We start from the raw sequence: 17,422 nt of genomic DNA, 5'->3' as shown, positions 1-17,422 counted from the left end.
TGCCGTCAGCCCCACGCGGAGTCGCGAAGCGGGACGGCGTCCGGTTCGGCGCCGACCTCGACGACAACTTCCTGGGGCGCTGCTTCCTCGCCCTCCGCGACTACCTGGGTAGTCCCCCACCAGGAGTCGGCCTCGTTGTGGCCGGAGTGTGCAGAGTTCGCGACCGTCGCCCCAACCAGGGCGAGGGAGCAGGCGAGAAGCAGAGACGATGTGATCGTGCACAGCTTCTTACGGATCGTGGACATGTGCGGTGGTTCCCTTTCAGCTTGCGCATGGACAGCCGCCGCGCCCGCTCCCAGGTCGACGTCAGCCCCTTGTACGAGACTCGGCTGACCCGGGCCCGTGCAAGATCAATCTCCGCTGCAGCACGTTGTCTGGCTGCGCCGACGGGATTCGCACTGGGATCCGCTGACCAGGATCAATACGGCCACGCTGAACGTTGCCAAAGGCAAGTGCAAGCAGCAACCGGTTACCGAAAGCCGTAATTCCGATTCCCGAAGGCGCAACTGTGTCTGAACCATCTGAGAGTGCAACAGAAAAGGACAACGAGGGTCTTTCCGCGCAGGCCCTGCGTGCCCTCACCCGGGTCGCTGACGACGAGCCGATGGCCGACGACGACCCCGGCCTCCAAGAGCTCGTAGCACTCCAGGCAGTTGTGCCCAATACATACAAGCCGGGCCACTGGATCCTCCTCGACCCCCAGCAGACCGCCCACAACCTCCTGTGGAAGGGCATCAACGAAGTCACCGGCATCCTCGGCCGACTTGCCGCCGTACCGAAGATCACCGAAGCCCTCACCATCGAACACGACCGCGGCAAGTGGCGCGACGGTGTGGGCAGCGAGTACTTCGACAACCCCGACCAGATCAATGCCCAGATCGACAAGATCATGGCCGGTGCGACGGAAGAACTCCTCACCGCACAACCCAGTAGGCGGTCGGAAAGCCTCCTCACCATGGCTATGTCCCGGGACATAGCCATGCTCGAACGCGGGTGCAAGATGCGCACCCTCTACCCGTACAGCGCCCGGGTCGGCATCCACGAGCCGAAGTGGATGCAGGAGATGGCCAAAAAGGGCGCAGCCGTACGCACGCTCTACATCCCGTTCCCCCGAATGATCATTGTCGACCGGAGGCACGCCTTCATTGAGGACCTGATCGTCGAAGGCTCCCCACCACACTCCGGCTGGTACGTAACAGACCGCCCCATCGTCGAGTGGTTGTGCATGATCTACGACCTCTACTGGGATAGGGCCGACCCCTGGTCAGAACCCCTGGACCAATCCCGCAACGTCACCAACGCCATCCAGCGGTCGATCCTCCGAGAGATGGTCGCCGGCCGTGATCAAAAGCAGATCGCCAACCGACTCCAGATCAGCGACAAGACCCTCTCCAACCATCTCACCGACCTCAAGAACCGGCTCGGGCTCAAGACCACCTATCAGCTTGTCCACTGGTGGGCGACTGCAGAGGAGAACTCTTCGGCTCTTGAGCTCAAGGACGGCGAGGCTCCCCTCAACTTGCTTGACTCCAGGCGTTCTTGAACGTCTTCTGCCTCGACGACTGCTCTGGCACATCGCGCCCTGCGCGATACCAGGGGCTCCTCGCCCCCGGACCCCCAGCCAGCGCTGCGGCGCTGGACCCGCACCCGATTTCGGCGTAAACGCCTCAATCCCGGGTCGACCGCCTTCAGCCAGAACTACCCCGGCCTGCACCTTCCCCGTAGTGCAGACCCCAAGAAGAAAGCGTGGTTGCTCCCAGAAAGTGGTTGCTGGAGACATACGCGCGCCTGCTCCTTCTGCTGCTCCCATCGTTGTGGCTGACTTTCGGTGGCTGAGGTCGAAGACGGGCAGCAACGAGAGCACCGGGTAGGAATGGATGCCGCGGGTGACAACGCAGGGCCCCGGCACTCGCCAGCGCGTACGGTGCGCGCCACGACGATACGGATGCGCGCTGGCGAGTGCCGGGGGGAGCGGGGTCCAGGGGCCGGCGAAGGCCCCTGGTACCACCGGCGGTTGGTGCGGGCTTGGACCCGCGCACACTTACCGAGCCTCACCGTCGACAACACCGGCCACAGCAGACCCGCACGTTTAGAGTTGTACCGGGCGTAGATCGTCGCAGGTCAGAGGCCCCTTGTAGCTAAATGATCATGACTGGGGGGGCAAGATCGGTGGGCGGTGCTTGTCTAAGCACACAGATTCCACTTGAGGGATTGCGACCTATCTGCGCAATGTCGCGACCATGTTCCGAGTTGACTCCAGAGTCATGGAGGACACGCCCAACGCGCACATAGGTCGCGTCGTTGCTATCTATCTGCGCAATCACTACTGTGCTCCACGTCTAGGTTTCGATCTTGAGGAGCACGTAACGTCATGTCAGCCCAGCCACAGGGTGACCCTCGCCGGTCGCCCGGTTCATCACCTCCTCGGCGTGCGCCAAGTTCGAGGAGTCCCTACGCTGGCGCCCTCGGTCCGCGGAAGAACCTCTATGAGCTCCCCCCGGGCCACTCTGCACACGTTCAACCGCCCGTCACCGCCGGCGACTTCATCGGAAAGTACTTCGCCCAGGACAGCCTGGAGTTCCTCCGATGGGCTGCCCGGTACTTCCGGGACGACAACGTCACGCTGTGCGTCCTGCTCTACCTGATGGGAAGTCAGGAAGTCGGCGGGCATGTGGAGCTGAAGCAGACCGAGATCGCGGAAGCGTTGGAGATGGACCCCGCGCAGGTGTCGCGAGCGCAGAGCAAGCTGAAGCGCCTCGGTCTGGCGTATTCCCCCAAGAAGGGGACGATTCAACTCCAGCCTGCTGCCACTCTCCGGGGCGGCTTCAAGATCGTCGACAAGCCGGTCCGCGGTTCGGCCAAGAAGCAGGTCAAGGTCCAGGTAGAGCAACTGAGTCTCTTGAACGAGTTGCTGGGTGACGACAACGTCCCCGAGGCATTCAAGAACATGGCCCGCTCAGGCGCGAGGCTTCCCGACCCCACGGGGACCCGTCGACGCAAGGGCGTGCAGGAGAACCCGGAGGCATGAGATGAGGTCAGCAGCGTCTGTGGATCCCGAGCCGCCAGAGCTGACGTACGGCACCTACAACGGGTTCGCCTACATGCCGGCGATGCCCGGGATCGCCTACCGCGTGCTCTTCCAGCTGCTGGGAACACAGGAGCCGGGGGGGCGCTGGCTGGGCACAGAAGAGGATCTTGCCCAGGCTCTTCGAGTGCACCGTTCCCTGGCGGGGCGCGGGCTCCAGGCCCTCATTCACGCGCGCTTTGTCGAACGACAGACCAAGGGCGTCTATCTCCTCAACCCGATGATCAGCGGCGGCAGGACGGTCGCTGAACACCTGGAAGGCATCGGGGACCTGGAGGACGAAAGCCGGCTCGACGTCGACGACTACCAGGAACGGTATGACGAGGCCGTCGAGCTGGCCGAACTGGAGAAGAAGGCGAAGCGCCTAGGCCGTACGAAGACGCCTTCGGATCCGGCTGCAGAGAAGGCGTCCGGCGGAGACTCAGCGGATGTGCTCCAGCTCTCGGCAGCGCGGCGGCGAACTCGCCGCAAGTCCTGACAGGACCCGCTGAACCATTGAGGCCCCCTCCGAAGAGGGGGCCTCAATGTGTAGCAAGTCCTGACAGGACCCGCTGAACCATTGAGGCCCCCTCCGAAGAGGGGGCCTCAATGTGTCTAGGTTTCGGCATCAGCCTACATCTCAGGCAGCAGCGGCGCCATATCGGATCTTGCCATCGGAGTCATGCTGCGGAGAGGCTGATGGGGATGATTTCGGCCGCGGCCCACAGCACGCGCCTGCCGTCGCCGATCAGGTACGAACCCGCATCAGCGCTGATCAGGTCGACGAGCGGCCGGCCGCGCGAGACCGCGCAGGTGCCCCCGCACCGGTCGACGGCTTCCACGGACACGTACAAGTGCTCACCGTCGAGGCGCACCTCGCACGTGATTTTTCCCTCCACCGCGTGGAGCAGGTGCGCGACGAATTCGCCGGCCGTGACCGCGGCCCAGTCCACGAGGGAGTCCGCGGGGTCCAGCTCCGGGAGGAGCAAGTCCATGACCTCTCGGACTTGGTCTGCGCAGGCCCTGGCGCTGTCCGCGCCGGCGGTGAATACGAACCGTGCACGGCGCACGATGGGAGAAAGCCCGGGAGTCTGGCCGCTGCCTGGTACCGAATGCTCAAGTTCCCGCGCGGTGGGCAGGTCGGCAACGCGTACTCGGCCGCTGTGTTGCTGGTGCGGAATGATCACGTATCCCCCCGGATGTAGCTGGGGCAAGGGTCGCCCCAAGCGGCCCGGAGGGGCAGCGAGACCTTGCACTGTTAATCACACTTAACAGTCACGGTCCGTGTGGACGCAAGCCGGTGCAGGTCACCATGGTTTTTGCTCCGTTTGTCCGACCCAACCTGTGAATCGGCTGAGCGTTCGGGCCGGATAAGCTGATCCAACTCCCTGGGTCAAGCACGAACACGGGGGAAACGGGCAATCGGCTCAGGCGGAGTCAGTGCGGCAGGAAGTGGGGGAACGGGGATGAGCGCGGACGGGGCGGCGACGCCCGAACTGACTCTCCAGGAGAAGGTTCAGTACCTCCTGGAGAAGACCTTCCCCGACGAGAGGATGTCGGGCCGACGCTTCGCCCAACTCGTCGAGGACAAAGGCGGCTCCCTGTCCAACGCGACGTTCTCGAACATCCTGAGCGGCAAGATCACGGTCGTCACCGAGGACACGCTCAAGGCGCTCGGTCTCGGCTTCGGCGTCGACTGGCGCTACTTCAAGGATGAGTCCGAGGTCGAGGCCGAGGTCGTCGCCGGACTCCAGTTCCTCGCCGAGAAACGAGCAGGGAACATCTCCGCCGTCGCCGGCCGTGGCATCACCGAAGCCGGTCTCGTGCCCGGCCTGCTCCAGTACGCCCTGGACCTGGTCGTCGACGAGAAGCAGCGACGAGCGTCCGCCACCGGAGAACCGGGCGAGCAGTGAATCGCGTGTTCGATCACGGCGGCTACAATCGCCGCTCTCCTGCCCCCTGCCCCCCACGGGCGGTTCACCGATGAGGTCCGGATGTCCCTGCGCGAGCTGAAAGAGCAGTGCGAAGCTGGCTTGTCCGACCTGCCCATCCCCCATCCGTTCTCCGTCGAGCAACTCCGGAAGAACATGGAGGAGGCGCGCGGGATCTCGCTCATCTTTCACGAGATCCCCGAGCACCTCGCCACCACGAAGACCGCGTGCGGGCTGAGGATCGCCACCCCGGAGTTCGAGATTCTGCTGTACCGCAGGCGGCCCACCGATTACCAGACCGAGCACGTCAAGCTGCACGAACTCATGCACTCCTGGTTCCGGCACGGCACGAACCTCGACCCGGCGGCGCTCCGCGAACTCGTCCCCGTCTTCGACACCGACCTGGTCGAACGCGTCGTCCCCGCGGCCGCGACCGTCCAGGCCCGCGCGAACTACAACACCAAAGAGGAGAGGATCGCCGAGCTCGGCGCGTCGATGGTCCCGCACATGGCGCGCAGCGTCACCAGCGATGACATGCTCGGCCGGCTCGGCGACACGCTCTCCCACCCGGTCGGCGGCCGCGGCCTGCTCCGCCGTATCCGCTCCCTGCTCCGCCGCTCGTAGACGCAAGGACAACCGTGCTCGAGATAGCTGGCTACGCCGTAGCCGTCCTGATGACCGCTGTCGCCATCTGGCGAATCCTCGGTGGATCCGACGCCAGGCGCCGCTCCCTATGGGGATGCTTCTTCGGCTTCGCCATAGCCCTGTGGACCAAGACGGAATACGTCCGGTACGTCCTCAACCACAGTCAGATCACCGACGCGGCCGTCATCCTGAAGCACTACTCGGCGGGCGGCGCGATCCTCGCGATCATGTACTACATCGTGGCCGTGTACGGGCCGCTCGACCCCAACGGCGAAATGGCCCGCGCCGTCCGCGTCTCCCGCTTCATCCAACTCGTCACCGCGAAGACGGCCCTGGCCTCCTTCACCCTGATGACGATCATGTTCTTCACGATCGTCGACCGGACGCAGCCGAGCGACAAGTTCGTCGCTGACCACGCCGGCCAGTGGGGCGCCACGGCCTACATGACCGTCTTCTACATCTACTTGGGCTCCGCGTCCGCCATCTGCCTCTACCAGTGGGCGCTGGCCTTCCGCCGCGAGGACCGCAAGCTGCTCCGCACTGGCCTCGGCATGATGGCCTTCGCGATGATCCTCGGCGTCCTGTACTCCTTCGGCCGGATGTTCGCCATGTGGTACTGGCTCGCCGACCCGCCCACCCACGCGTTCGCCTTCGACTTCGACTCCGGCACCGAGGCGATGCAGCAACTCCTGTTCGTCTTCTTCGCGCTCGGCGTGTCGATCCCCGCCACTGAGCAGGGCCTCATCCGCATGCGTTCCTGGTTCGCGCTCGCACGCATCTACCCGATGTGGCGAGAGCTGATGCTCGCCTTCCCCGGCATCCCGATGGACGCTCCGCAGTCCCGACGCGAGGAACTGACCCGGCGCGACATCGACGCCAACCTCCAGGTCGACCGGTGGCTGCACGACATCGCCGATGCGATCGAGAAGCTCCGCCACTACGTCCCCGACGGCCTTCTGGAAGCCGCCCGGCAGACCGCCGGGTCGGGGCCGGCCGCACAGGCACAGTGGATCAAGGCCGCTCTCGTCGCGAAGGATCGGGGCGTCCCCGAGGGGCCCGCCGCGGCGTTCGAGCAGCAGGCAGCCGTCGACCAGGACGGCGAAGTCGCGTGGGCCCGCCTCGTCGCCAAGGCGTACAAGAAGACCGACGTCGACCACTCCCTGTTGGCCACCGCCGGGGTACAGGCATGACGAGCACGACCGCGGCCCGCACCGTCACGGACATACTCCAGCCCCGCAACGTCCTCCTCGTCGGGATGCTCGGCATCGGCCTCGCTGCCGCCGGGAACTGGACCGGCATCCCCTGGGGCCTCCTCGGAGCCGTCTGTGCAGGACTCGTCCCGGCGGCCTACATCGAGTGGGAACGCAAGCGGGGAACCTGGGGCGACCGGCACGTCGTCGACCGCACCAAGCGCATGCCGATCTTCCTCGTCATCCTGGCGTCGCTCGGTCTCGGCTCCCTCGTCATGGTCCTGGGCCACGCGCCGACCGGGATCCTTGTCGCGATGCTTGCTCTGTGGACGATGACCGTCGGCCTCCTGGCCGTGAACGAGTTCTGGAAGATCAGCGTGGACGCCGCGGTCGCCTCGGCCGTGCCCGCGCTGCTCTCCGTCGTCCATACCCCGTGGTGGCTGCTCGCGTACATCCTCACTGCGGCCGTGTGCTGGTCCCGGGTCGCCCTGACCTACCACACGATCGCCCAGACCGTGGCCGGCGCCTCCCTCGGCGCCGCCACCGCCGCAGCGTTCCTTTTCGCCTAAGCCTGTCGAAAACAGGTCCGCTTCAGCCGTCGATACTCAAAGCGGGGCGGAGCCAGTTGAGAGGGTTCCGCCCCGCTCACTCTGCCGCACCCCACCGACAGCGGGGTCAGACCGTGCGACCGTCCTCGGACGCCAGGATGCGCCGCAGCTCTTCCGCGGCGCTGTCCGACAGCTCCCATGAAGTGGCCCGCTCCTGAACGCGCTCCAGCTTCCGCTCGGCGACGCCGACCCGTGTACCGAAGTGGTCGCGCCCATTGGCCACGTACTCGTTGGCCTGGTGGTACTGCCGGAGCCACTGGACGAGCGGGGCCGCGATCTCGTCGGCGACCTGGTTGGCCTGCTCCTCGGAGGTGTCTGCCGGCAGAAGCACCCCCACGAGGCGTTGCGCCACCTCACGCGCAGCGTCTTTGGCGCGGGCCTCCAGGAGGTCGCGGCCGGTCAGCGTCAGATCGTCCGACAGCCTCTTGGACCCCGCGACCATCGCGGCGAGCAGCGGCGGAATGTCTGGCTGGGACTGCGGGCCCGGCTCGCCCTGCTGAAGGGCGGAGTCGATCATCCCGCGGGCCTCCAGCAGCAGCATGCGCACGCCGACGGTCGCGCCGTCCTCAGCGAGCCGTTCCGCGCGGTCCACGGTCTCAGCAATAGCCGTGTAGTCGGTGCTCATGGTTCCTCTCGTGTGGTGCAGGGGCGCCGGACGGCGGGCGCCGCCCGGCTGCGAGTTCAGGGGTGGTCACCCGGCGCCGAGCGCGATCAGCGCCTCGTGCATCGCCCGGTTGTACCGGGCGTCCTCCAACGCGTGATGCTCTGTGCTCTCCTGCTGCGGCATCGGCGGATTGCCGGCGCGTACCCGCAACGCCTTCAAGTCCTCGGCCCAGGTCGGAATGACTTCGGGCATCCGGTTCCAGTCGTGGCCCCAGAAGGAGTGAAGTCGAAGGACGTCCTGGGCGCCGTGGTTGGCGTACAGGATCTTGTCGGTCCGCCTGTCGGCGCCGAAGTACGCCATCAGGTCCCGGCGTATCTCGTGCTCGGTCTTCACCGACTCGTGCGCCAGGTCCAGCTCCCCGTCCGCGGTGAGCGGCAGGTACGGCCACACGTGGTCGCGGAGGAACGGATGCTCGCGGACGAACGCAACGTCCATGTCGGCGTTGACGGCGTAGTAGTCGCGGCCCGCGTCGTCGTGGAGCCCGATCGACACCGTGCCGGGCAGGCCCGGGAACTTCGGCAGGAACTCCAGGTCGAGATAGATCCGGCGGGAGAATCGCAGCCGGTTGGGCAGCGGGTGCTGCTCTTGCCTCCAGCCCGGTACGAGCAGCCCCATGTCGAAGCCGACCTCGACGATGTGCGGAGTGCAGCCGTCATTGCGGGACGACGCCATCGCCAGATTCACGGCCGGCCCGAGATGGAGTGCAGTGTTCGTGAACGAGTGCGTCTGGTGCAGTTGCACATCGGTCCCGCGGTCCGTCGTCTCCATGCCGGTGACCCGCGCGAAGCGCACCAGCTCGTACTTCGGACGGTGGGTGAAGTTCGGGCGCTCGGGAAGAACGGCGGTGCCGATCAGCAGGACGTCGCCGACTCCCATGCGTGCCAGGTCGTGCGTCCGGTTCCAGGTGCTTCCCGTCTCCCACGACCAGGAGGTGAGCGGGGTCGTGTCCATGAGCCGGGTGAGTGGGGCGCTGGTGGACGGTCGGACGTAGTTCGCGAACATGCGCGTCATCGTGTGTGCCTTCGCAGTTGAGGGCCCGCCGGGCAACTGCGCGGCGGGCCGGGCAGGGGTGTTTCAGGCGGCGGGACTGGTCAGGTACTCGGCGAAGGCCTCGGCGACCCACGCGTTCTCGGCGGCCAGTCCGATGCCCTCGGGGACGTGGCACTCCCGGTAGTCGCGGTGGTCGTCGATGAAGCCGTACCACGACGAGTCGTGCAGCCATGCGGGGTGCGTCACCGAGTGCCGGTCACCCGGCAGGCAGCGGTAGAAGTCAGCGCGGATCCCGCCGGCCTGGTAGACGACGGCCGTGTTGCCGTCCTCGTCGGTCTCCACGACGGCCGGGATGTCCCACGCGGCGAGCGCGGCTATCAGGCTGTCGGCCGCGGGAGTCTCGTCGACGGGGTGACCGCCCATGAGGCGACGACCCAAGTTGGTGATGTACGGCGTGCCCGTGCCCTTGACCTGCTGTCCGTGGTCGGTGAAGTAGGCGATCAGCCCCTCGGACTCCAGGGCGCCCAGCGTGGGCCAGGCGACGGTGGGGGCGATGCGGCCGCGTTCGTCGGCGGACTCCAGGGCGAGGCGCTTCGACGGCGTCAGCAGCGCCATACGCCCCTTCACGGTGAGCCGGAAGTGGGTGAAGCCCTCGTACCCCGCCCGGCGGGCGGGCCCGGCCAGACGTCCGTCAGCGGCGTACTCGGCGATCCACTCCTCGTCGAGTATGACGTCCAGGGAACGGCCGTTGGTGTCCCCCGGGAGTCGGAAGTCGTCGGCGGTCAGCGCCTCGAACATCTTCCGACGCTGGTAGGTGGTGGGCTCCTTGACGGTCTTCACGGTGACCGGGCGGGCACTGGTGGCGGTGGTCATGATGGTGTGCTCCAGATCGGGGTGGTGGGGCAGGTCAGTTGTGGGAGAGGTGGATGAGGGTGACGACGGCCCGGTTCGTGAGCGGCATGAGCGGGTTGGGAGTCGACCGGTCGGTGAGGCAGCCGTAGGCGCGGAGGCTGGAGGGCACGTCGACGCCGGGGAAGTCCTTCTCGACGTCGGCAGCGCGGAGAGGCGCGAACGTGGCAAGGCTCCACGCCCACACGAGGTGACCGCCGCGCTCGGGATCGGGAACACGCACGGAGATGGCGCCCTTCGGCATCGGCGTGACGAGGAGGCTGGCCAGGTAGTTCAGCAGCGCGGCCAGATCCTTCGGGTCGAAGTCGAGCGGGTCCTTCTCGGGGACGTCCGCGGCGTGGCGGGGCTCGTCGCTGGTGTGGCCGACGACGGAGAACACGGTGCCGTTCGTGTTGTGCACGGCGATGGTCATCTCGTCGTCGCCGGCGTAGGCGACGTCCATGGCGGTGGCGAGCAGGGAAGCGGCGCGGGCACGGCTGGACATGGCTGGTTGCTCCTCATGGCTGAAGTGGGCGGGATGGTGCGCGGCGGGGCGGCGTAGCGTCGCGGCCCCGCCGGCGGATCGGGGAAGGGTCAGGGCTGCGGGGCGGTGAGCCAGCCCGCGATGAACTCGGCGACCTCGGCGATCCCGGGCGTGCGCGCGGTGAAGGCGGTGTGCTCGCCGCCGCAGGGGCCGGTACCGTCGCCGACGACGACGTGCCAGGAGTCGAAGCGGCTCTCGATGGGCTTGTCCACCCATATCTCGTCGCTCGGGTCGGTGTAGACGTAGAGCACGACGTACGGGCGGCGCATGTCCGGGAAGTCGTCGCTCTGGTCGGATCCGATGATCAGCCAGGTGTTCTTGTGGCCCCCGATCAGGGACTCAACGTCCAGGTGCGCGGTGATGCCCCACTCGGCGAGCGCGGCGGTGGCGATCTCGGCGGCCGTGGCGGTGGTGGGGACGGTCATGGTGGAGGGCATGACGTGCCTCTCGGGGAGGGCCGGGCGCGACGTACGGGCCGCGCCCGGCGAAATGGGTGCGGCTACGGGCGCGGGGTGGCGGCGAGAACGTCGACGATCCGGTCCAGGCCAACCCACGTCGTAATGGAGACGTTCACCTCGACGGGGCGCCCGGCGGAGGCGCTGGTGACGCTGACGTGCACGTCGTCGACGGTCAGGTCGGCACGCTCGACAGCGTCCGTCTCCTCGTTCAGTAGCGTCTCGGACAGCCACAGGGCGGGCGCCGCGTCGATCAGCGGCTGCGCGGCCCGCCCGGCTCCCTCCGCCTCTCCCCGGGGGTGCCCCTCGGTAGCTGCGACCACGATCGGGATGGCGGTTTCCATCAGCAGGGACCGGTGGTACAGGCTCACCAGGGCCCGCACGTTCTGGCCGACGGCACCGCGGCCGATCGACAGTTCGCCGTGCCCGTTGCCCGGATGCAACCAGCGGACATACGCGGTCCGGTCGCGCCACGTGACCCTATGCCGGAGAGGCAGAGCCGTCACAGCGCGGGCGAGGAACTCGCGGGCGGGGTCGGCCGCGTCGTACTCCTGCGCGGCCCGGCCGATCGCCGCGACGAGCGTCTCGGGCGAGCTGTCGGCCAGCTCCTGGGACTGCTGCGTACCGTCGGGGAGCCAGTTGGTGACGGTCGTGGTGCCGCCCGGCCCCATACGCACCTCAACGTCACGTCCGATCTCGTCGGAGAAGTGCGCTTCGGGATCTCCGCCACGGTGTACATAGGTCTGCCAGTCGGGCAGCAGCTTCGCCGTGGCGGTCACCATCTCGGCGAACGCGTTGCGGCGCGCAGTCATGAGAGACAAGGAAACTCCCTGGTCGTGTGTGGTGCTCGGCGATTCGCTGTGATCGCCTCACGTGGAAAAACCTACAGTACGAACGGCATCGAGTCCAGGGGGTCACGCGCACCAATTCCCGCCCCTGGAAACGCAGATGGGGCGGGTGCGCCACACATTCGCACCCGCCCCACGCTCACCGGCTACCCCATCGCCTCACCCCCGACCGGAACCTTCACCCACACCGTCCGGGGGCCGAGCTGCGCCGGACTCCAGCCAGCCTCATCCGCCGCTTCGGCGATCCGTGCGGCGTGCTCCTCGGGAGCGTTGTCCGGCACGGACAGCAGCAGCACCCCCTCTTCGTCAGGCTTCCGCTGGATGCCCGGGTTCTGCTTCCACAGCGGGTCAACCTCCGCACGCCACACGGCCGTTGGTCCCAGCGCCCGGACCAGCAACTCGGCGGCCGCCGTCTGTGCCTGGTGACGGCGAGTGCCCATCTGCTCGAACGGGCGGACGTCGTCGACCACGAACCGGTAGACGTCCCGGCCGGCCGCCACCAGTTCGGCCACACGGTGCCGCAACGGCTCGCCGAACCCGTGCGGGTCGACCGACCAGGAAGCGAACCGGTGCACGACCGTGCGCGGTGCCCCGTGGTCGAGCCGGTAGGTTACGGCCGCGTCGAACATCTGGCCGTCCGGGATCAGCGGGCTACGGCGCGGCTCCTCGGCCCCGTACACCACCAGGTGATCCGGCTTCAGGGTGATCAGGCGCCCCGGCCCGTCGAGGGCCTCCACGTACCCGAGCAGTTCCGAGTAGAACGCTGCGTGCGCCTCCTGCTCCTCCGGCAGCGTGATCCGATGCCCGCCGTCCGGCTGAGTCGTCAGGTGGTTGACCTGAAGCCCCTTCTCGTCCTGGCAGATGGCGAACCCGTCCGCGAGCCGGTCATGGTTCTCCCATCGGCGGGAGGGCATGTAGCCGGCCGCCGCGAGCTCCGCCGCCACCATGCGGAACTCCGGCACCTCCGCCAAGTCGTCCGTCAAGCCGGGAAGGCCGTCGCTGACGCGCCCGAGACGACGGTCCGTCTCCTCATCGCGGTTGTCGAGCGCCGCGAGCCGTACGGCGTGCTCCTCGCTCGCGGCCTTCCGCCGGAAGTAGCCCGTGTGGGTGTCCATGGTCCACCCCTCGCGCAGCCAACCCGTCTGGTAGCGCGGCCCGGTCCGGTCCTTCGGCGGCTCGGCGAAGTACACGGCGGGCGCGTACGGCAACTCGTCGTCCAGGTGCGGCAACTCGTCGGGCATCGTCGTCGACAAGCCGACCCGGCGCAGCGCATCGGCCAGATACGGCAGCATGGCCACCTCGGCGGCCTCGCGCCGGTCCTCATCGTCCAGGTCACTGCGCCAACCCACGTTCCAGCGGGAACCCTCGTGACGGGATATCACCCACCCGGCGCGCTCGCCACGCTTGAAGCGCGGCCACAGCGCGATGAGCGTCTTCTCCGCCCGCGTCAACGCGTCTTCGCCGCTGGGCCGGTAGAAGCTCCACCCCATGTCGCCCCGGCCAGTCATGGACCACCCGGCACCTTCCAGGAGACGCCGGTAGAACTCCATCAGCGTCTCCCACCGCCGCGCCGCCGCGGTGAACCCGGACGCCCGCATGCCGTCGTCCTTGCGCAGCACCAGGACCTCGTCGGGCACCAGGGACTCCCGCACCCACACCCCCGTCCCCGTGACTGCCTCCTCGATGTCGAGCACGGTTTCACCGGCCTGCGCGAAGATCCGCCGAGCCTCCGACAGCGGAGACTCCGGCCGCTCCTGCGGCTCCTGGTCCTCGACGATGGGCACGAAGTTGACGGTGAAGTCGCCCTCTACGGTCACGGCGTCGCCCTCCGCGTATGGGGAACGCCCGGTGCGCAGCGCCAGCGCGACCTCCGCCACGGCGGCCACGCGGGCAACCTTCCTCGTGGCGTCGCCGAACATCATGCCGGCGCCCTCGCGCCAGAACTCGCCCGCGTCCCCGAGCAGCGCGGCCGCCGCCGTTTCCGCTTCCCGGTGCGCTTCGACCTGGTCGGGCGCGAGCAGCACGAGGTAGCCCTCATGGTGGACGGTCACCGCGAAACCGGCCTCTTCGAGCAGGCCCCGCATGAGCGTGTGGCGCCCGTGCTCCACAAGACGGGCCGCTTCCGGCGCCTGGTCGCTCTGGTTCCACCGGACGATGACCGGGCCGCCGTGCCTCTCCGGCTCCTTGCCGACGTTCTTGACCGTGAAGCCGACCGCGAGGGCGCTCGGGGCGCGGTGCAGTCCCATGTCGGCATGGTCGGCGAGCAGCCGGGACACGGTGGCGGCAGACGGCTTACGGACGTCTCTGGCGGGCGTTGCGGGCATGGGGATGCTCCTCAAGTCGTGTGTGGGGTGGGGCGATTCGCTGTGATCGCCCCACATGGAAAACCGTACAGTACGAACGTCCCGGGGTCTAGGTGTCCCCGTCCTCGGAACCGGCCGCTACGCCTCCGGCGCCCGCAGCTCGACCCTGAGGATCGTGCCGCCCGACTCCTCGCCCGCCGCGATCCGCGCCTTCGCAGTCTCGTACTGCTCGTTCAGCACCGCGCACATCCGCTCCGCCTCCGCCCGGTCATCCGCCCACGTCACGTCGACGCCCGTGTACGTGTCGACGATGGGGAAGGCGCCGCCGAAGAGCGCGGACAGCGTGGAGAAGCTCTCGGCCACCTCGTAGCGCGGGCTGGCCGGGTCGGTGGGCGGGTCGGCGAAGTACACCATGTATGCGCTGGTTGGGAACGTCACCGCATACCCGGCGGCGGCCAGTGCCGCACCCAGCTCCAGCCGCTTCGCCTCCTGCTCTGGAGTGTCCGCCGAGATCTTCACCGCCAAGTCCCACACGACCATCGGGCGGTCGTTCCGCGACATGACCAGCCACCCGTCCCGCTCGCCGGGGATGTGCTGGGGGAACTGCTCACCGAGTACGTGTGCCGCGTCCTCCATGACGGCCTCGGCCTCATGCCGGGCAAGGGTGCGGAACTGCATGATCAACTCCTAGGGGTGTTGTACGGACGGTCAGGCTGCGGTGAAGACGTGCTTCTCGTCGTCGATGTCGACGCGCACCGGCACGTTCCCGGTCTCCCCGCGCAACGCCTCGGGGATCTCGCCCGGCACCCGGTCTACCGAAAAGCACAGGCCCTCGTCGGGGTCGAGGTACACGAAGACGTACATGCCGCCGATCTCGACGCACGGCTTTGTGTCGGCGTCGACCTCGGGCATGAAGCGGGCGGCACGGTTGAACTCGTCGGCCAGGCGCTGACTGATCTGCACGGGATAACTCCGGTGTTCAGGGGAGGGCGGGGCGCTGCGGCCGCAGGCCCGGCACACGGCCGTGACGGGACGGGCGGCACGGATGAGTGCGGAGACGGCGAACGGGTGGGTACCGCGGGGGCCGGCCAGCATGACGGGCCCCCGCGGCTTGGGTCAGGACTCGGCGAGTGGCACGTAGCGGGAGTACGGCCAGAAGTCGGAGGTGAGCGGTTCACCGGTCGCGGTGACGTAGATGGTCCGACCCTCCGCCTCCGCCGTCGCGAGTCCCTTGCGCACGAGGTACTCGACGGCCCACAGCAGTTGCTCTTGCGCCTCGGAGCCCTGTGGCTGCCACTCCTCGGAGAGCGACGGGCGTGTCTCCAGCCGGTACGCCTTGGCCAGTTCGGGCAGCCACGCGAACCCGGAGTCGTCGGCGAGCACGATGCGGGCCCGAATGCTGCGCTCCGGGCGCTGCACCCACACCACCGTCCGGCCCCGCTCGGTGTTGCTGATGGTGAGCCCGTTGTCGGTCAACGTCCGCTCAAAGGCCTTGAGCATCGCGAAGAACTTGCGGCGTTCCTCCGGGTTGTGCGGGGCGACCACATTCGCCGGGCCGGGCTGGTTGTGGTCGTAGGTCACCATCACGTGGTCGGACGCGAGAGACGGAGCAGACACCGCGAATCCCCACACCTTCGCCGCCTGGTCCCGGACCGCAGCGCGCGGGAGGTATCCGCGCTCTCTAAGGATCTTCGCCACGTGCTGAACGAACTCGTCGGCTTCCGGGGCACAGCCGAGAGCGACGGGGGTGGCCGGTCGCTCCGGGACGAAGACGTCATGGGGAACGCTGAACTGCGCGTCGTCGTGGATGACGGTGTGGGTGATCGTCCACCCGGCGGCGTCCATGACGTCGAGGCACTGCCGCATGAGCGCGCGCCACTCCTCCGCGCCCTCCGCCTGCGGCTCGCACGGCTTGTGTCGGTGGCCACCCGCGTGGACGACGATGCGCGCGTTGCGGTGCTTGCCGTCGGTCGGGTGCACGTGGGCCCCGCGACCGTCCGGGTAGCCCCTCGGCAGCAGCGGTATACCGGCGGCCGACAGGACGGTGCGCGCCATCCGCACGACGGGGGTGTGCGCGATGAACTCCCCGCCCATCGGCCCCTCTCCCGACCGCTCCCACCCGGCGGCCACGAGAGCGTTGCGGGCGGCCACGGTGAGACGGTCCCACTCCCCGCGCTGCTCGTTGACCTCCGGGCGTTCGCTGGGGCGCCGCTCCTGCCCGTGCACGACAGGCACGACACGGACGACGCCGGTCCGGTACTTCCCCGGGTACACGGTCACGCCCGTGAGCGACGTCATGGCGTCGTCGATGACGGTGAGCCCGGCGGCGGCAAGAGCGGCTTCGGCGTCTCGGACGAGGTGGTTGACGGTTGGGGTGGACGTGGACATGCGTGCCCTCCAGGGCGAAGACGTACGGGTGATGGGGAAGCGAGTGGCCGGCCCGCTCCCCGGCCGGTGCGCGGACCGTCACGGCCGGGGAGCGGTACCGGGGTCAGGAACGGTCGGCGCTCGCGTTCGTCTGCTCCAGGCGCAGGCGCGCCAAGTCCTGCTCCAGGCGCAGGCGACGGACGGCCAGGTACTTGCGGACCTCGGGCGCAGCGCACTCCAGCACCAGCGCCAACTCCGCAGCCGTCAGGGGGCGCGTGTAGACCCGAAACAGGCCCCCGTCCTCCCGGCGGAATGCAGCGCAGCGCTCCGGCCGGTACAGCGACTCATCTCGCGGCCACGGGCCCCGCCCACTCGGGACGTGCAGCGGGCGCCGGTTGCCGTCCCCGCCGAGGAGCTGAACCGCGTTGATGATGCGGTGGGCCACCTTCGGCTCCACGAACGATGCGCGCAGCTGGAACACCGGACGGTCGGTGTTCTCGTCCCACATGCCGACGACACGGCCACGGTGCTGAAGGTCGTGCACCTCATACGCCACGCCCGGCTGACGGAAGGGCAGGTCTCCAGCGAGCGACAGGACATGCATGTCGACCATGTCGCCGAAGTGCAGCAACAACGGCCTCCAAGCCATCTGCTCAATCTCTCCAGCCCGGAGGACGTCGTGCCGCGTGGGGTGGAACGGCTGACGGTCGGCAGGGAGCGCCGGACCGTGCGGGCTGGGCACTGCCTTGCTGTCGACGAACGCCCGGAAGTCGGCACTGCACCGGGACATGAACTCAAGACGGGCGAGACCCGGAGAGACGCGGGCGGACGGGCGAGACGCGACGGTCACGGCTGGACTCCAAAAGAGGCATGCAAAACGGGCGGAAACGACGGGTTGTTGCGCGACTTGCGCAGGTTCACGCGC

20 protein-coding genes are annotated in these 17,422 nt (G+C 68.0%); 7 read left to right on the top strand and 13 right to left on the bottom strand.

All coding sequences use genetic code 11. The features are described from left to right. Positions 1–5: 5 nt before the first annotated feature. Positions 6–245, bottom strand: coding sequence for a hypothetical protein (locus tag ACFY0U_RS40775; protein ID WP_388644933.1), 240 nt, complete (start codon positions 243–245; stop codon positions 6–8). A gap of 359 nt (positions 246–604) precedes the next feature. Here ACFY0U_RS40775 and ACFY0U_RS40770 point away from each other — a divergent pair, with 359 nt between their 5' ends. The 3 genes from ACFY0U_RS40770 to ACFY0U_RS40760 all read left to right on the top strand — a co-directional run bounded on the left by ACFY0U_RS40770 (position 605) and on the right by ACFY0U_RS40760 (position 3,563). Beyond that, entirely contained in the window at positions 605–1,543 is a 939-nt protein-coding gene (locus tag ACFY0U_RS40770; protein WP_388644931.1) for a LuxR C-terminal-related transcriptional regulator, read from the top strand. Positions 1,544–2,371: 828 nt separating this feature from the next. After that, a complete protein-coding gene (locus ACFY0U_RS40765) occupies positions 2,372–3,028 on the top strand; it encodes a hypothetical protein (protein ID WP_388644929.1) in 657 nt (218 codons plus the stop codon). A 19-nt stretch (positions 3,029–3,047) separates the two neighbouring features. Further along, positions 3,048–3,563 carry a hypothetical protein gene (locus tag ACFY0U_RS40760; RefSeq protein WP_388644928.1) on the top strand — a complete coding sequence of 172 codons (516 nt, stop codon included), beginning with the start codon at positions 3,048–3,050 and terminating at the stop codon, positions 3,561–3,563. Positions 3,564–3,744: 181 nt separating this feature from the next. Here the strand turns inward: ACFY0U_RS40760 and ACFY0U_RS40755 are convergent, their stop codons facing one another. Then, on the bottom strand, positions 3,745–4,017 hold the full coding sequence (locus ACFY0U_RS40755) for a hypothetical protein (protein ID WP_388644926.1): 273 nt from the start codon (positions 4,015–4,017) through the stop codon (positions 3,745–3,747). Between the two features lie 513 nt (positions 4,018–4,530). On the opposite strand from ACFY0U_RS40755, the gene ACFY0U_RS40750 reads away from it, so the two are divergent. From ACFY0U_RS40750 to ACFY0U_RS40735, 4 genes are all read left to right on the top strand, one after another. Further along, the gene (locus tag ACFY0U_RS40750) at positions 4,531–4,977 is read left to right on the top strand and encodes a hypothetical protein (protein WP_388644924.1); all 447 of its coding nucleotides are present in this window, start codon (positions 4,531–4,533) and stop codon (positions 4,975–4,977) included. Between the two features lie 81 nt (positions 4,978–5,058). Further along, a complete protein-coding gene (locus ACFY0U_RS40745; protein ID WP_388644922.1) occupies positions 5,059–5,619 on the top strand; it encodes a toxin in 561 nt (186 codons plus the stop codon). Between the two features lie 14 nt (positions 5,620–5,633). Continuing rightward, the gene (locus tag ACFY0U_RS40740) at positions 5,634–6,830 is read left to right on the top strand and encodes an MAB_1171c family putative transporter (RefSeq protein WP_388644920.1); all 1,197 of its coding nucleotides are present in this window, start codon (positions 5,634–5,636) and stop codon (positions 6,828–6,830) included. Beyond that, on the top strand, positions 6,827–7,399 hold the full coding sequence (locus ACFY0U_RS40735; protein ID WP_388644919.1) for a hypothetical protein: 573 nt from the start codon (positions 6,827–6,829) through the stop codon (positions 7,397–7,399). The genes ACFY0U_RS40740 and ACFY0U_RS40735 overlap by 4 nt, the downstream gene beginning before the upstream one ends. A 106-nt stretch (positions 7,400–7,505) precedes the next feature. Here the strand turns inward: ACFY0U_RS40735 and ACFY0U_RS40730 are convergent, their stop codons facing one another. The 11 genes from ACFY0U_RS40730 to ACFY0U_RS40680 all read right to left on the bottom strand — a co-directional run bounded on the left by ACFY0U_RS40730 (position 7,506) and on the right by ACFY0U_RS40680 (position 17,347). Continuing rightward, complete coding sequence (locus ACFY0U_RS40730; RefSeq protein ID WP_388644917.1) at positions 7,506–8,063, bottom strand: hypothetical protein; 558 nt, start codon at positions 8,061–8,063, stop codon at positions 7,506–7,508. A gap of 66 nt (positions 8,064–8,129) precedes the next feature. After that, a complete protein-coding gene (locus ACFY0U_RS40725; protein WP_388644915.1) occupies positions 8,130–9,104 on the bottom strand; it encodes a hypothetical protein in 975 nt (324 codons plus the stop codon). Between the two features lie 72 nt (positions 9,105–9,176). Next, positions 9,177–9,965 carry a hypothetical protein gene (locus ACFY0U_RS40720; protein ID WP_388644913.1) on the bottom strand — a complete coding sequence of 263 codons (789 nt, stop codon included), beginning with the start codon at positions 9,963–9,965 and terminating at the stop codon, positions 9,177–9,179. 34 nt (positions 9,966–9,999) lie between these two features. Beyond that, entirely contained in the window at positions 10,000–10,485 is a 486-nt protein-coding gene (locus tag ACFY0U_RS40715) for a hypothetical protein (protein WP_388644912.1), read from the bottom strand. An 89-nt stretch (positions 10,486–10,574) separates the two neighbouring features. Continuing rightward, on the bottom strand, positions 10,575–10,961 hold the full coding sequence (locus tag ACFY0U_RS40710) for a hypothetical protein (protein WP_388644910.1): 387 nt from the start codon (positions 10,959–10,961) through the stop codon (positions 10,575–10,577). A 62-nt stretch (positions 10,962–11,023) separates the two neighbouring features. Further along, positions 11,024–11,800, bottom strand: a complete 777-nt coding sequence (locus tag ACFY0U_RS40705) for a hypothetical protein (RefSeq protein ID WP_388644908.1) — start codon at positions 11,798–11,800, stop codon at positions 11,024–11,026. A 173-nt stretch (positions 11,801–11,973) separates the two neighbouring features. Next, a complete protein-coding gene (locus tag ACFY0U_RS40700; protein ID WP_388644906.1) occupies positions 11,974–14,151 on the bottom strand; it encodes a hypothetical protein in 2,178 nt (725 codons plus the stop codon). A gap of 117 nt (positions 14,152–14,268) precedes the next feature. After that, entirely contained in the window at positions 14,269–14,808 is a 540-nt protein-coding gene (locus tag ACFY0U_RS40695) for a hypothetical protein (protein WP_388644904.1), read from the bottom strand. A gap of 30 nt (positions 14,809–14,838) precedes the next feature. Further along, positions 14,839–15,093, bottom strand: a complete 255-nt coding sequence (locus ACFY0U_RS40690) for a hypothetical protein (protein WP_388644903.1) — start codon at positions 15,091–15,093, stop codon at positions 14,839–14,841. 153 nt (positions 15,094–15,246) lie between these two features. After that, positions 15,247–16,518, bottom strand: a complete 1,272-nt coding sequence (locus ACFY0U_RS40685) for a hypothetical protein (RefSeq protein WP_388644901.1) — start codon at positions 16,516–16,518, stop codon at positions 15,247–15,249. A 103-nt stretch (positions 16,519–16,621) separates the two neighbouring features. Continuing rightward, positions 16,622–17,347, bottom strand: coding sequence for a hypothetical protein (locus ACFY0U_RS40680; protein WP_388644899.1), 726 nt, complete (start codon positions 17,345–17,347; stop codon positions 16,622–16,624). Positions 17,348–17,422 lie beyond the last annotated feature (75 nt).

The sequence above is a fragment of the Streptomyces sp. NPDC001536 genome, from assembly GCF_042894505.1.
Lineage (GTDB): Bacteria > Actinomycetota > Actinomycetes > Streptomycetales > Streptomycetaceae > Streptomyces.
This window is presented reverse-complemented; position numbering and strand designations above follow the sequence as displayed.